This window comes from Streptomyces sp. W1SF4 (assembly GCF_003950035.1).
Classification (GTDB): domain Bacteria; phylum Actinomycetota; class Actinomycetes; order Streptomycetales; family Streptomycetaceae; genus Streptomyces; species Streptomyces racemochromogenes.
In genome coordinates this window covers 374,638-387,886 of record NZ_CP034351.1, presented here as the reverse complement: position 1 = coordinate 387,886, position 13,249 = coordinate 374,638, and the positions used below count along the sequence as shown (strand labels likewise).

9 protein-coding genes and 1 pseudogene are annotated in these 13,249 nt (G+C 73.9%); 5 read left to right on the top strand and 5 right to left on the bottom strand.

The window, feature by feature from the left end:
- Positions 1-13 precede the first annotated feature (13 nt).
- Together D1J60_RS35650 and D1J60_RS35645 are read left to right on the top strand one after the other, a co-directional pair.
- On the top strand, positions 14-1,828 hold the full coding sequence (locus tag D1J60_RS35650) for an ABC transporter ATP-binding protein (protein ID WP_125824643.1): 1,815 nt from the start codon (positions 14-16) through the stop codon (positions 1,826-1,828).
- Complete coding sequence (locus D1J60_RS35645; protein ID WP_125824642.1) at positions 1,816-2,505, top strand: GNAT family protein; 690 nt, start codon at positions 1,816-1,818, stop codon at positions 2,503-2,505. Before D1J60_RS35650 ends, D1J60_RS35645 begins: the two co-directional genes overlap by 13 nt.
- 73 nt (positions 2,506-2,578) lie before the next feature.
- Here D1J60_RS35645 and D1J60_RS38460 read toward each other — a convergent pair whose 3' ends face one another.
- The 3 genes and pseudogenes from D1J60_RS38460 to D1J60_RS35635 all read right to left on the bottom strand — a co-directional run bounded on the left by D1J60_RS38460 (position 2,579) and on the right by D1J60_RS35635 (position 5,667).
- Positions 2,579-3,331 carry a class I SAM-dependent methyltransferase gene (locus D1J60_RS38460; protein WP_241253710.1) on the bottom strand — a complete coding sequence of 251 codons (753 nt, stop codon included), beginning with the start codon at positions 3,329-3,331 and terminating at the stop codon, positions 2,579-2,581.
- Between the two features lie 15 nt (positions 3,332-3,346).
- Positions 3,347-4,561: pseudogene (locus D1J60_RS38455) on the bottom strand (glycosyltransferase); the annotation flags it as partial.
- Positions 4,562-4,665: 104 nt separating this feature from the next.
- The gene (locus D1J60_RS35635; RefSeq protein ID WP_241253681.1) at positions 4,666-5,667 is read right to left on the bottom strand and encodes a GNAT family N-acetyltransferase; all 1,002 of its coding nucleotides are present in this window, start codon (positions 5,665-5,667) and stop codon (positions 4,666-4,668) included.
- Between the two features lie 128 nt (positions 5,668-5,795).
- On the opposite strand from D1J60_RS35635, the gene D1J60_RS35630 reads away from it, so the two are divergent.
- Positions 5,796-8,504, top strand: a complete 2,709-nt coding sequence (locus D1J60_RS35630; RefSeq protein WP_125824640.1) for a helix-turn-helix transcriptional regulator — start codon at positions 5,796-5,798, stop codon at positions 8,502-8,504.
- Positions 8,505-8,633: 129 nt separating this feature from the next.
- Here the strand turns inward: D1J60_RS35630 and D1J60_RS35625 are convergent, their stop codons facing one another.
- Positions 8,634-9,890 carry an aminotransferase class I/II-fold pyridoxal phosphate-dependent enzyme gene (locus D1J60_RS35625; protein ID WP_125824639.1) on the bottom strand — a complete coding sequence of 419 codons (1,257 nt, stop codon included), beginning with the start codon at positions 9,888-9,890 and terminating at the stop codon, positions 8,634-8,636.
- A gap of 64 nt (positions 9,891-9,954) precedes the next feature.
- Between D1J60_RS35625 and D1J60_RS35620 the strand changes: the two genes are divergently transcribed.
- Positions 9,955-11,409, top strand: a complete 1,455-nt coding sequence (locus D1J60_RS35620; RefSeq protein ID WP_125824638.1) for a PLP-dependent aminotransferase family protein — start codon at positions 9,955-9,957, stop codon at positions 11,407-11,409.
- Between the two features lie 29 nt (positions 11,410-11,438).
- Here the strand turns inward: D1J60_RS35620 and D1J60_RS35615 are convergent, their stop codons facing one another.
- Positions 11,439-12,275, bottom strand: coding sequence for a helix-turn-helix transcriptional regulator (locus tag D1J60_RS35615; RefSeq protein WP_125824637.1), 837 nt, complete (start codon positions 12,273-12,275; stop codon positions 11,439-11,441).
- A gap of 124 nt (positions 12,276-12,399) precedes the next feature.
- On the opposite strand from D1J60_RS35615, the gene D1J60_RS35610 reads away from it, so the two are divergent.
- Positions 12,400-13,137 carry an SDR family oxidoreductase gene (locus tag D1J60_RS35610; RefSeq protein ID WP_125824636.1) on the top strand — a complete coding sequence of 246 codons (738 nt, stop codon included), beginning with the start codon at positions 12,400-12,402 and terminating at the stop codon, positions 13,135-13,137.
- Positions 13,138-13,249 lie beyond the last annotated feature (112 nt).

Sequence of the window (13,249 nt, the reverse complement as noted above, 5' to 3'; positions counted from 1 at the left end):
TCAGGGAACGAGCATGACCGTCACCACCGACGCCGGGACCGGTACGCCCAGAGGGGGGAAGGCCTCGCCGTCCGCCGCCCCGGCCGCACGCCGGGTGGCGAGGCTGTTCCGGCCCCACCGCGGGAAGATCCTCCTGATCATCGCGCTGGTCGTCATGGACACCGCCGCGTCGGCCAGCTGGCCCTTCCTGCTCAGGGAGATCCTCGACGCCGCCCTGCCACACGGCGACATCGGCCTGCTGACGCTCCTGGCGGCGGGAATGGTCCTCGCCGCGGTCGTGGCGAACGCGTCCGGGGTGCTCCAGAACCTGCTGTCGAACCGCGCCGGCCACGAGGTGATGCACGAGCTGCGTTCCAGGACGTACGAGCACGTCCAGGGTCTGCCGGTGAGCTTCTTCACCGCGGCCCGCTCGGGCGACCTCCAGGCCCGCCTCACGAGCGACATCGCCGGCATGGAGACCACCCTCACCTCGACGCTGACCTCGGTGCTCTCCAACGGTGCGAGCGTCCTGGCGACCCTGACGGCGATGCTGCTGCTCGACTGGCGCATGGCCCTGTTCGTCCTGCCCCTCCTGGCGGCGTTCGTGGCCGTGAGCCGTTGGGTGGGTGCCGAACAGCGGAGCCTGACGGACGACCGGCAGCAGCGCGTGGCGGACATGACCGGGATGATCGAGGAATCGCTCTCCGTCTCCGGGGTGCTGCTCCGGCGCAGCATGGGGCGCAGCAGCTCGACGGCCGCCCGGTTCCGCGAGGCGTCGAGGCAGCTGGCGGCGGTGTCCTTGAAGGCGGGGCTCTCGGGGCAGTGGCGCATGTCGGCACTGGGCATCCTGATGGCCAGCGCCCCGCCCCTGCTGTACTGGGGGGCCGGTGTCATCGCGCAGGCCGAGGGGTCCCTCCCCTCCACCGGAACCCTCGTCGCCTTCGTCGCCCTCCAGCAGGCACTGGTGTGGCCTGCCACACAGCTGTTGTCGACGGGGGTGCAGCTCCAGGCCTCGATGTCCTACTTCCAGCGCATCTTCGAGTACCTCGACGTGGAGAACGACATCGTCGAGAGCGAACGGCCGGTGGTCCTGCGGGAGACGCGGGGCGAGGTCCGCTTCGACGGTGTCGGTTTCGGCTACGCGGCCGGGGGCGCCTGCCTGTCCGAGGTGGACCTGGTGGTCCCGGCCGGCAGCCATCTGGCGGTCGTCGGCGCCACCGGCTCGGGCAAGACGACCCTGGGCCACCTCGTTTCGAGGATGTACGACGCACGGGAGGGCACGGTCCGCATCGACGGTGTCGACGTACGGGACGTCTCCTTCGCCTCGCTGGCCGACACGGTGGGCGTGGTCGCGCAGGAGCCGTTCTTCTTCAACGAATCCGTCCGGCAGAACCTGCTCTACGCCAAGCCGGACGCCGACGAGGAGGAGCTGTACGCCGCGGCGCGGACGGCCCGGATCCACGAGGTGGTCCTCGCCCTCCCGGAGGGCTATGACACGGTCCTCGGCGAGCGCGGGCACCGGCTGTCCGGCGGCGAACGGCAACGGCTCGCCCTGGCCCGGACACTGCTGCGCAGACCGCCGGTCCTGGTCCTCGACGAGGCCACCAGCGCCCTCGACGTGGAAACGGAGGCCGCGGTCATGGCGAGCCTGGAGAGCGCAGCCCACCGGGTCACGCGCATCACCATCGCGCACCGCCTGTCGACCGTGCGCAACGCCGACCGCATCATCGTCCTCGACCACGGCCGGATCGTCGAGAGCGGCCGTCACGAGGAACTGACCGACCGGGGCGGCCGTTACGCGGAACTCATCGCGGCCCACGAGAACGGAGCCCTGGCATGGACCCGGTGACCTTGTCCGACGATCGGCTGATCCTGCGGCCGATGCGCCCGTCCGACGCCGGACACGTACTCGCCGGATGGCAGGACGAGACGGTGCGCCGGTGGACCGAGGTGCCGGCCGAGCCGACGCTCCGGCAGGCGCGGGCGTTCGTGGAGGTGGTGTGCGCCCAGGGCTGGCAGGACGCGACCAACCTGATCTTCGCCGCCGAGCTGAAGCGGACCGGCGAATTCGTCGGTTCGCTGGGCGTGTTCGGCCTGAGCTGGGCCGGCCTGTCCGAGCAACTGGCATGGGTGGGCTACTGGACCGCAGCCGGCCAACGGGGCCGTGGCCACACGTCGGCGGCCCTGCGCATGATGTCCGCATGGGCGTTCGGCGCCCTCGGCGTCGACCGGCTGGAGGCGGTGGTGGAGGTGGGCAACGACGCCTCCCTGGCCTGCGCTGAGCGGGCCGGCTACGTCCTGGAGGGAACCCACCGGGCCCGCACGGTCCAGAACGGCTCCCGCCGCGACGCCTGGGTCGCGGCCCTGCTCCCGCAGGATCTGGACCGGCCGTCCTCCGTCCCGTACCCGTGCGCTGCGCCCGGGCCGCCGCATCCTGCCGGACAGTGGCCGGCGCGCACCGGCCCGGCGGCCGGCACTGTCGGCGACGGCCGGCCGGCCACGGGCGCGGTCCGCCTCCCCGGGTAGGCCGGTCACGGCGGCCACGCCATCGGCCGGGCCGCTGCGCCGGGCCCGCTCGACGGGGTCGGCGCTGTCGTGTTCACCTCGTTCCCGGTCGTCCAGGGGTCTGGCGCAGGACCAGGCAGAGGAAGCCGAAGCTTTCCCGGTATCCGTGCAGCCACTGCGACCGGTGGGTGTCGGCCGTCGCCAGTACGTGGGCGGCGGCCGGGTCCGTCGGGTGGTCCAGGGCCCATGCCGCCAGCGAGCCCCAGCATGCCCACTCGTAGGCGTCCAGCTCGCCGCGGGTGCTGACGTGGCCGTGGACGGGGGTCCAACCGTCGGCGACGACGCGGTCCACCGTGGTCGCCAGGGTGTCGAGGTCGCCGAACATCTCGACGGCCGCCGGCGAAGGGGGCCGGTCCCAGAACGACTCGCCGATCAGGACGCGGCCGCCGGGAGCCAGGTGCCCGCGGGCCGCCGCGAGCGTGGGCAGGAGACCGCCGAAGGCGTGGGTGGCGCCGACGCTGATGACCAGGTCGAACGGCTGTGAGGAGACGAAGTCCGCGGCGTCCTCCTGGTGGAGGACCAGGCGCTCGCCGACTCCGAGTCCGCTCGCCGCCCGGCGGGCTTGCGTCAGGGCGGCTTCGGAGACGTCGACGCCTTCGGCGTGCAGGTGCGGGCGTGCGGCCAGGGCGCGCAGCAGCCATTCCGCCGTGCCGCATCCGAGGTCGAGGACGCGCTCGTCGCCTCGCGGCAGGCCGTGTTCGAGCAACCGGCCGACCGCGTCGTCGTCGAGCGGGGACTTGATGGGGTGACGGGCATGGGCGATCTCGGAGATCTGTTCGCGGCTCATCGGCGCGGCCTGTTCCGTGCCGAGGAGCAGGTTCGCGGCCACCGTCGTCCCGTCGGTGCGGATCGTGCCGGCGACGGCCTTCGCCCGTGCTGCCGTTTCGGGGGCGAGCGCTGTCGCGAGGGCGGCCGACAGGGACTCGGAGGTCGGGGCCGGGCCGTCGTGGGCCGCGCCGATGCCGAGCTCGGCCACGCGGCCGGCCCAGTAGGGCTGGTCCGCCATCTGGGGTACCACGACCTGGGGCGTGCCGGCTCGGGCGGCCGTCGTCGTGGTGCCCGCGCCGCCGTGGTGCACGATGGCGGCGACCCGGGGGAAGAGGGCCTGGTGGTTGACCTCGTCGACGGCGAAGCAGTCGTCCTCGCCGTCGCCCGGTTCCAGGTCGGCCCAGCCGCGGGAGAGCAGGACGCGGTGGCCCTGCGCGCGGACGGCCTCGATGGCGGCCCGGGTGACATGGTGCGCGTCGCGCACGGGAATGCTGCCGAAGCCCACGTACACCGGTGGTGTTCCGGCGTTCAGGAACGCCTCCAGATCGGCGGGGAGCGGGCGTTCGTCCGGTCGGATCCACGCGCCGGTCTGTACCACGTCGAGGTCCGCGGGCTCGGGCCACGGGCTCAGGACCGGGTCGGCTGCCAGCAACGGCCGATCGGTGAGGACGTGGTCGCGGACGCCGTCCACCGGGGGCAGGCCGACCGATGCCCGGTGCGCGTTGACCGCCTCGCCGAACAACGCGTTCAGGTTCTGCGCGTTCAGCTCCCACAGGACCCGGTTGTCGGTCACCTCCGGCGGGACGGGCCGGCCCGGCCACGGCAGCGGCGGGTGGTGCGGCGACGGCAGGAACGCCGGAAAGTAGGCCACGGGCACGTAGCGGATGCCCCGTCGCTCCGCCACCGACCGCGCGGCGGCCATGGCGGGGAGCAGGCCGGTCGCCACCACCACGTCACAGCCCTCCGCGCTCGCGGAGACCGCGTCGTACGTGGAGGTGAGCAACGCGGCCGTGCGCTCGGCCAGGCCCTCCGCCGCGGTCGGCGCCGCCCCGGTCACGACCGCCTTCACGACCGGCCGCAGCGGCCGGCCGATGGGTGTCAGGGGGAGGTCCTGCTTCTCCAGCAGCTCCGCGAAGTCCGGCGGCGCGCACATGCGCACCTGTGCGCCGAGCGCCCGCAGACTCACTGCGAGTCCCACCATCGGCTCGACGTCTCCGCGCGACCCGTACGCCATCAACAACACACGCATTGAGCGACTCTCGTTTCCGTGGATGCCGGCCTCGGCCGGTCGATGTGCGGCATCAGCGGCAGGCGGCCGGCTACGGCAGCCACCGGTCGACCGCGGTGCGGAGCTCAGACCGCCGGGACGTCGAGCTGGTACTCACGCGTGCGCCGGTAGAGGCGGAAGCCCAGTGCCTGGTTGACCGCCAGCATGTGGACGTTGTCCTCGGCGTTGTCCGTCTCGATTTCGACGACTTCCTGGTGGTCGGCTCGCAGTCGGCGGACCATGGCGGCCTTGACCCACAGCCCCAGCCCGTGGCCGCGGTGCGCCGGCACGACGGCCGTGTCGTACTGCTGGGCCCGCGGCGACGCTCCCCGGGGAATCACGATCTCGGTGTAGCCGGCCACGGTGCCGTCGTCGTGGACGGCGGCGGTGGTCAGGAGCACGTCCCCTCGGTCGGAGACCACCTTGGCCATGGCGCGGACGCGTTCGGGGTCCCACGCCACGCTGCCGTAGTCGAGGTCGCCGGTGGGCATGTCGTTCATCGCGTTCTTGGCCGCGGCGAAGGCGTCGGCGAGATCGTCGGGAACCGTTCCCGTCCAGCCGGCCAGCCTGTACCCGGTGTGCCTGGTTCCGGCGGCCAGGAGCACGGCTTCCTCGTCCAGCCGGTCGAAGTGCAGCAGCAGGTGATCCAGGCCCAGCGCCCGCCGGAAGCCCCACCGTTCGCAGAAGGCCTCGCCCGGGCTGTCGGCCGGGGCTTCGACGATGAGGCTTCGGCGCCCCTCGGTGCGGCAGGCCGCCACGACTGCCGACAGCAGGCGCGAGCCGGCTCCCCGTCGCCGGTGTGCGGGGTCGACGTGGAGTTCCAGTTCGGCGAGGTGGTCCCTGCCCGGGGTGGCGAACAGCCGCAGGCCCGCGACGGCGAACGGGACTCCGTCCGCTCCGGCGGCGAGCCAGGTCAGCCGCTGGCTGTCCAAGGGGGGCTGGGTGAGCTGGGCGTGGACCTGCCCGGGCCCGGGAAGCGGCACTCCCGGCAGGTCGTGGGCCATCGAGGCGGTGACGACCCGGTGCCAGACGGTGGCGTCGGTGACCGAAACGCTGTGGAGCGGTACGACGTGGACGAGCTCGGACAAGGTGAGGACTCCCGCGATCGATGTGGCGTGATGCACGGAAAGCTATGGCGGTCTGACGGACCGGCACATCGGTCGGCATGACTTAACGCCTTGATCAACAAGGCGGGGTCGTTAGGTATGTTTACCCCATGCTGTACGGGCGGGAGACCGAGCAGGACCAGATACGCCGGATACTCGACCGTGCCGGCGACGGTGCCGGCTGTGCGCTGGTGATTCACGGTGAGGCCGGGATGGGCAAGACGGCACTGCTGGAGTACGCCGCCGGGCTCGCGGGCCCCGGGCGGGTACTGCGGACCGTGGGCATCGAGTCGGAGATGGAGCTGGCCTTCGGTGGTCTGCACCAGCTCCTGTGGCCCGTCACCAGCCATCTGGAGCGGCTGCCCGAGCCGCAGGCCGCCGCGCTGAACGCGGCGTTCGGGCTGTCCGGGGAGGCGGTGCGCGACCGCTTCAGCCTGGGGACGGCGGTGCTGACGATCCTGTCGCAGGCCGCGGGCGGCGGTCCCCTCCTGTGCGTGATCGACGACTCCCAGTGGCTGGACCGGGCGTCCCTGGACGCTCTGACGTTCGCGGCCCGCCGGCTCCACTCCGAGGGCGTGGTGATGCTGTTCGGCGTACGCGACGGTGTGCCCGGCGGGCAGATCGCCGGCTTGCCCCGGCTGCTGCTGCACGGCCTCGACCCCGCGGCCGTCGACGCCCTGCTGACCGACCGCGTCGCCGCCCTGTCGCCCTACGCGCGGGACCGGATCGTGGAGCAGGCGCAGGGCAATCCGCTGGCCCTGCTGGAGCTGCCCGCGGCCCTCACCGCCGAACAGCGCGCAGGCCAGCTGAACCCGATCGCCCTTCCCGCCGGGCTGGCTTCGCCCTCCAGCCGGATCCAGGAGACGTTCCAGGAGCAGATCCGCCGCCTGCCCGACCCCACGCGGGCCATGCTGCTGGTGGCCGCCGCCGACGACTCCGGCGACCTGGACCTCGTACTGCGGGCGTCGACCCGCTTCGGCGCCACGCTGGAGGACCTGGAACCGGCTGAACACGCCGCGCTCGTCGTGCTCACCGAGAACAGGGTCGCCTTCCGCCACCCCCTCATCAGGTCGGCCACCTACCAGAACGCCGCCCTGGCCCGGCGCCTGGCAGCCCACAGGGCGCTGGCGGACGCGCTGGACGGGGAGTCGGGCGTCGGCAAGCACACCGACCGCAGGGCCTGGCACCTGGCGGCCGCCACGACCGGAGCCGACGAGGCCGTCGCCGCGCAGATGGTGGGCGTCGCGCAGAGGGCGGGAGGTCGTCAGGGCACGGCGTCCGCCTCGGCTGCCTACGAACGGGCGGCGCAGCTGACCGCGGACTCCGCCGGGCGCGCCCGGCTCCTGGCCGCCGCGGCCTTCACCTCGGCCGAGGCGGGGCAGTTCCACCGCACCGCGGCCCTCACCGACCGCATCAACGCACTCACCCTGGACCCGGTCATGCTCGCGGACTTCGCGCGCGTGCGGGCCATCGTCGAGCTCGACCGGGGATCGCCGGGCGAGGCCGCGCGCATCCTCCTCGAATGCGCGGACCGGATCAGCCGCTCGGCCGATCTGGCTCCGGTGCTGACCGAGGCGGTCCAGACGGCGCGGTCCTCGGGCGACGGGCAGCTGCTGGCCGAGGTCGCCGCCCGGCTCCCCGACTCGCCGGACTACGCGGTGGCGAGGGCGATGACGGGCCCCCTGGACGCCGTCAGGGACACGATGCGTCAGGCGCGGGCCGCGGGGAGGGAGGCCGGGTTCGCCGAAAGGATCCTGGCCAGTACGTACGACCAGCTCTTCGCCGATCACCGTGCCGCTCTCGACACCGCGACCGACTGCGTACGCGACTGCCGGGACCAGGACGTGGTCGGCTGGCTCCACACCGCACTGCACCTCCTCGCCGACGCCCAGCTGTCGCTGGGGCTCTACGATGAGGCCCGCGCCGCCGCCACCGAAGGGCTGGCCGTCGCCGAGCAGTTCGGCCGCCGCCACCGCGAAACGTACCTGCGGGCGACCCTGGCCACGATCGCGGCCCTCCAGGGCGAACAGGAACGGTGCGCCGGCCTGAGCGAAGCGGCACTGCGCTACGCCGATGCGCACGGCATCGAACTGGCCGCCGCCCACGCGCACCGGGCCCTCGGCCTGCTCGCCCTCGGCCTCGGCCACGCCGGGAACGCCCTGACCCACATGGAAGCCGCGCGGTCCCGAGTGGGGCACCCCGCTCTGGCGGCCTTCCTCCTTCCCGATCTGGTGGAGGCGGCCGTCCGGGCCGGGCAGCGGGAGCGCGCCGCGGAGCCCGTGGAGCTGCTGGCCCAGTGGGCGCAGGCGGCGAACCGGCCCGCCGCACTCGCCCTCTCACATCGCTGCCGGGCACTGACCGGTCCCGAGGGCGAGGCCGAGCGGCATTTCACGGCCGCCCTGCGCCTGCACGACGCGGACACCACGCAGCCTTTCGAACGCGCCCGCACCGAGCTGCTGTACGGAGAATGGCTGCGCCGCGAACGACGCCGGACCGACGCGCGCAGCCGCCTGCGTACCGCCCTGGAAGCGTTCGAGACGCTCGGCGCCCAGCCGTGGGCGGCCCGGGCCCGCACCGAACTCCAGGCCAGCGGTGAGACCCTGGACCCCGACAGCCGTCCGAACGCACTCCTCGGCCGGCTCAGCCCGCAGGAGCGCGAAGTCGTACGGCTCGCCGCCACGGGCGCCACCAACCGCGAGATCGCCACCCGGCTCTTCCTGAGCCCCCGCACCGTCGGCCACCACCTCTACCGGGCCTTCCCCAAGCTCGGCGTCAGCAACCGCACCGAGCTCCCGACCCTCCTGGGTCAGGACCGATGAGCCGGCGGAGCGCGCCCGGCCGGGCACGGGGGCTTCGGCGCTGACGCGCGGTACGCGGCATGCGGCGTGCGGCATGCGGCGTGCGGCATGCGGCATGCGGCATGCGGCATGCGGCATGCGGGGTCGGTCCTACAGGGCCTTGGTCAGGGCCTGGTCGAGGTCCGCCCACAGGTCCTGGACGTGCTCGATTCCGACCGAGACCCGGACCGTGCCCGGTCCGATGCCGGCTGCCGCGAGGGCGTCGGCGCCGAGCTGGCGGTGGGAGGTGGAGGCCGGGTGCATGACGAGGGTCTTCACATCGCCGAGCGAGGCGCTCAGCGATGCCAGTCGGACCGCTTCGACGAAGGTCCGGCCGGCTTCGCGGCCGCCCGCGAGGTCGAAGGAGACGACCCCGCCACCGCCCCGCGGCAGCAACCGCGCCGCCACCTCGTGGTCGGGGTGCCCCACGAGGGCGGGGTGCCGGACGGCGGTGACCGCCGGGTGCGCGGCCAGCCTCGCGGCGAGCTCGGCGGCGTTGGCACACTGCCGCTCGATGCGCAGCGGCAGCGTCTGCAGTCCGCGCAGGGTCAGCCAGGCGGCGAACGGATCGGTGGTGGCGCCCTGTTCGACCGCGTGGTGGCGGACGGCGCGGTAGGTCTGCTCGTCCCTGAAGACGGCGATGCCGCCGAGAACGTCGGCGTGACCGGCGAGGTACTTGGTCGCCGAGTGCACGACGATGTCGGCGCCGTACTCGATCGGACGGCACAGCAGGGGCGAGGCGAAGGTGTTGTCGACGACGGTGGCGACTCCGGCCTCGCGGGCGACGCCGATCAGGGCGGGCAGGTCGGAGACCCGCGTGGTGGGGTTGGCGATGGTCTCCAGGTAGAGCAGCCGGGTCTCCGGGCGCAGCGCGGCCCGCACCTCGTCGGGGTCGGAGCCGGAGACGTAGGTGACCGTCACGCCCCAGCGGGCGGTGAGGTCGGCGAGGAGGGCGTACGTGCCGCCGTAGAGGCACCGCTGGGCGACCACGTGGGCGCCGCCGGCGAGCAGTGCGAGCATGACGCCGCTGATGGCGCCCATCCCGGAGGCGTAGGAGAGCGCGGCGGCCCCTCCCTCCAGGCGGGCGACGGCGGTCTCCAGGGCGCGGACCGTGGGGTTGCCCAGTCGGCTGTAGACGAAGGTGTCGGTCGAGTCGAACGCCTCGGCCATGGCGTCGGCGGTGTCGAAGGCGAAGACGTGTCCCTGGTGGAGGGGGACACCGAGCGGCCTGCTGCCGCGGATCTCGGTCTGCGGGGAGTGGACGGCGAGGGTCTCCGGGCGCGGTGCCGGGGCGGAGGGGTGGGCGGCGGCGGGGTGCGTCTCGGCGGAGGGGTGGAGGGCGGCGGCGGGGTGCGTGTCGGTGCTCATGACGTCCACTCTGAGCACGCGGGGCTTGCGGTGACAGGACCAATCCCGGCAGATTGGTCTCCTGATGGAGCCAATTGCGCTGGACGACCTCGTCGCCCGGCTCGGCCGCTGGTCGGCCGGCCGGGGACCCCTGTACCTCCTCCTGGCCACGCGGATACGGCAGTTGGCGGACGACGGGCTGCTCCCGCCGGGCACGCCGCTGCCGGCGGACCGCCGGCTCGCCGTCGCGCTCGCGGTGGGGCGTACGACGGTGGTGTCGGCGTACGAGACGCTGAGGCAGGAGGGCCGTCTGATACGCCGCCAGGGCAGCGGAACCCGGGTGGCACCGGCGGTCCTGGCGCCGGCGGAGCCGCGGGTGACGGTGACGTCCAACCCGCTGTTCCTGCACCTCCTCGACCCCTCGGGGCGGGACGGGGTGATCCTCCTGAGCTGTGCCGCGCCCGTCGGTCCGCCGCCCGCTGTCGCCGAGGCGTACGGAGGGCTCGTCCTCCCGGCCGACGACCTGGGCTACCACCCGGCCGGCCTGCCCGTGCTGCGCGAGGCGGTGGCGCGGCGCTACGGGCGGCGGGGCGTGCCGACCTCCGCTGAGCAGGTCCTGGTCACCACCGGCGCCCAGCAGGCCATCGCGCTGCTCACCCGGCTGCTGCTCGCGCCCGGCGACGGTGTGCTCGTGGAGGCGCCGACCTATCCCGGTGCGCTGGACCTGTTCCGTGAGGCGGCGGCGGTGCCGTATCCGGTGCGGATGGGGCCGGACGGCCTCGACGTGGCGGAGGCGGTCAAGGTGATGGAACGCCACCGCCCTGCCATGGCGTACGTGATGCAGCGCTTCCAGAACCCGACCGGCGCGGTGCTGCCGCCGCTGCAGGGGCGGCGCCTGGTGGAGGCGGCGCAGGCGTACGGGGTGCCGCTGGTGGACGACGAAGTCCTCACCGACCTGGGCTTCGGCGACGTCCCGGAGCAGCCGCCGCTGTCCTCCTGCGGTTCCGAGGTGATCGCCGTGGGTTCGCTCAGCAAGGCGGTGTGGGGCGGCCTGCGGATCGGCTGGGTCCGGGGGCCGGCCCCGCTGGTGGCCCGGCTCGCCCGGCTGAAGGCGATCCACGACCTGGGCAGCGACGTTCCGGCGCAGCTGGCGGCGGTGCGGCTGCTGGAGGACTTCACGCCGCTGCTGCACCGCCGGGTGCGGGAACTGCGGGTCGGCCACGACCGTCTGCGGGCGGAGCTCGCCCGCCGGCTGCCCTCCTGGAGCTGTCCGCCGGCCGAGGGGGGCCAGACGCTGTGGGTGCGGCTCCCGTACGGTGACGGGGTCGCCTTCGCGCAGGTCGCGTTGCGCCACGGGGTGGCGGTGCTGCCGGGCTCGACGATGGATGCCCTCGGCGGGAGCACCCGCATGCTGCGCCTGCACTTCCTGCTCCCGCCGGACGTGCTCTCGGAGGCGGTGCGCAGACTCGCGGGGGCGTGGGCCGAGTACGCTCCGCGGCCCGGGGCCCGCACCGCGGCCCTGAGCGCGATCACCGTCTGAAGCGGACGACGCGCCGAGCGGGGAGTCGGTCAGTGCCGGTCCGGGGCGGGGATCGCCGTGGCGTGCACGGAGCCGAGCAGGCGCAGGGCCTGCGCGCTGGGGCTGTCGGGCTCCGCGTGGTAGACGATGAGCTGCTGGCCGGGGGCGTGGCGTACGTCGAAGGCGTGGTAAGTGAGGTGGAGGGCGCCGACGTCGGGGTGGCGGAAGTGCTTGGCCGCGCGGGTCTTGCCGCGCACGGTGTGGGTGCTCCACAGGCGGGCGAAGTCCGCGCTCCGTGCGAGCAGTGCGTGGACGAGTGCGCGTAGCCGCGGGTGGCCGGGATGTAGCCCCTCGGCTTCTCGGAGGTGGCCGACGACGGCCTTGGCCGTGTGGTCCCACTGGGCGTGGAAGTGCCGGCCGGCCGGGTCGAGGAAGACCATCGTGGCGAGGTTGTCCGCCGGGCGGAAGGGTGAGTAGAGGGCTTCGGCGAGGGCGTTGGCGGCCAGGATGTCGAGCGCGGGGCCGGTGACGACGGCGGGGGTGTCGGTGTAGCCGTCGATCAGCTCGCGCAGGGCGGGGTCCGCCTGGCCCTCCGCGCAGTGGGGGCGGGCCGGCACCGTGCCGGCGAGCCGGTGCAGGTGGGCCGCGGCGTCGGCGTCCAGCAGCAGGGCGCGGCTGAGCGCGTCCACGACCTGGGCCGAGGGGTGGCGCTCGCGCCCCTGCTCGAGCCGCGTGTAGTAGTCGGCGTTCACGCCCGCCAGTACGGCGACTTCCTCGCGGCGCAGCCCGGCCACGCGGCGCGTGCCGTGACTCGCCATGCCGACGTCGCCGGGCCGGACGGCGGCGCGGCGCGCGCGGAGGAAGTCTCCCAGGTGGTTGTCGTTCACGGCCCCAGGCTAGGCGGCTCGTCGCGTGCGGTGCCTGGGTGTGTCGCACCCGGGCACCTCCCGGCCTGGGCGGCGGCCGGGGCCCGGCACAGACTCGGTTCCCTGCCCAGACGAGGAGCCGGAATTGAACGCCCACACCACCAAAATCGTCGCCGTCACCGGAGCCAGCAGCGGGATCGGCGAAGCCACCGCCCGCCGGCTCGCCGCCGACGGCCACAGCCTGCTCCTCGGAGCGCGCCGCACCGGGCGTCTCGACGCGCTGGTCTCGGAGATCACCGCCCTGGGCGGCACGGCCGCGGCCCGGCGGCTGGACGTCACCGACGCCGCCGACGTGCGGGCGTTCGTCCTGGCCGCCCGCGACCTGTACGGGCGGGTGGACGTACTGGTCAACAACGCCGGTGTCATGCCGCTCTCGCCGCTGGCGGAGCTCAGGACGCGGGAGTGGGACCGGATGATCGACGTGAACCTGCGGGGGGTGCTGCACGGGATCGCCGCTGCCCTTCCGGTGATGCGCGCCCAAGGCGGCGGGCACATCGTGAACGTCGGGTCCGTCGGGGCGTACGAGGTCGTCCCCACCGCGGCCGTGTACTGCGCCACCAAGTTCGCCGTCCGCGCGGTCTCCGAGGGCCTTCGCCAGGAGTCCGCCGGCGACCTCCGGGTGACCGTGGTCTCCCCCGGTGTGACCGAGTCCGAACTCGCCGACGGCATCACGGACCCGGCGGCCCGGGAGGCGATGCGCGGCTACCGCTCAGTGGCACTGCCGGCCGACGCCATCGCGGGCGCGATCGCCTACGCCGTCTCCCAGCCGCCGGAGGTGGACGTCAACGAGATCGTGGTCCGCCCGTCGGCGAGCGCCCAGTAACACCGACCGGACGCCCCCGCCCCCGCTGCGGCCCGGCGCGTGGCGACCGGCGGGGCCCCGGCCGGTGCTGAGCGGTAACGTCCCGTACGGTGCGGAGCCTGGTCCGCCGGAC

Bases quoted from the DNA above. Each gene is read 5' to 3' on its own strand.
- D1J60_RS35625 (WP_125824639.1), bottom strand. From the start codon at position 9,890: ATGAGCACCGACACGCACCCCGCCGCCGCCCTCCACCCCTCCGCCGAG.
- D1J60_RS35650 (WP_125824643.1), top strand. From the start codon at position 14: ATGACCGTCACCACCGACGCCGGGACCGGTACGCCCAGAGGGGGGAAG.
- D1J60_RS35630 (WP_125824640.1), top strand. From the start codon at position 5,796: ATGCTGTACGGGCGGGAGACCGAGCAGGACCAGATACGCCGGATACTC.
- D1J60_RS35620 (WP_125824638.1), top strand. From the start codon at position 9,955: ATGGAGCCAATTGCGCTGGACGACCTCGTCGCCCGGCTCGGCCGCTGG.
- D1J60_RS35645 (WP_125824642.1), top strand. From the start codon at position 1,816: ATGGACCCGGTGACCTTGTCCGACGATCGGCTGATCCTGCGGCCGATG.
- D1J60_RS38460 (WP_241253710.1), bottom strand. From the start codon at position 3,331: ATGAGCCGCGAACAGATCTCCGAGATCGCCCATGCCCGTCACCCCATC.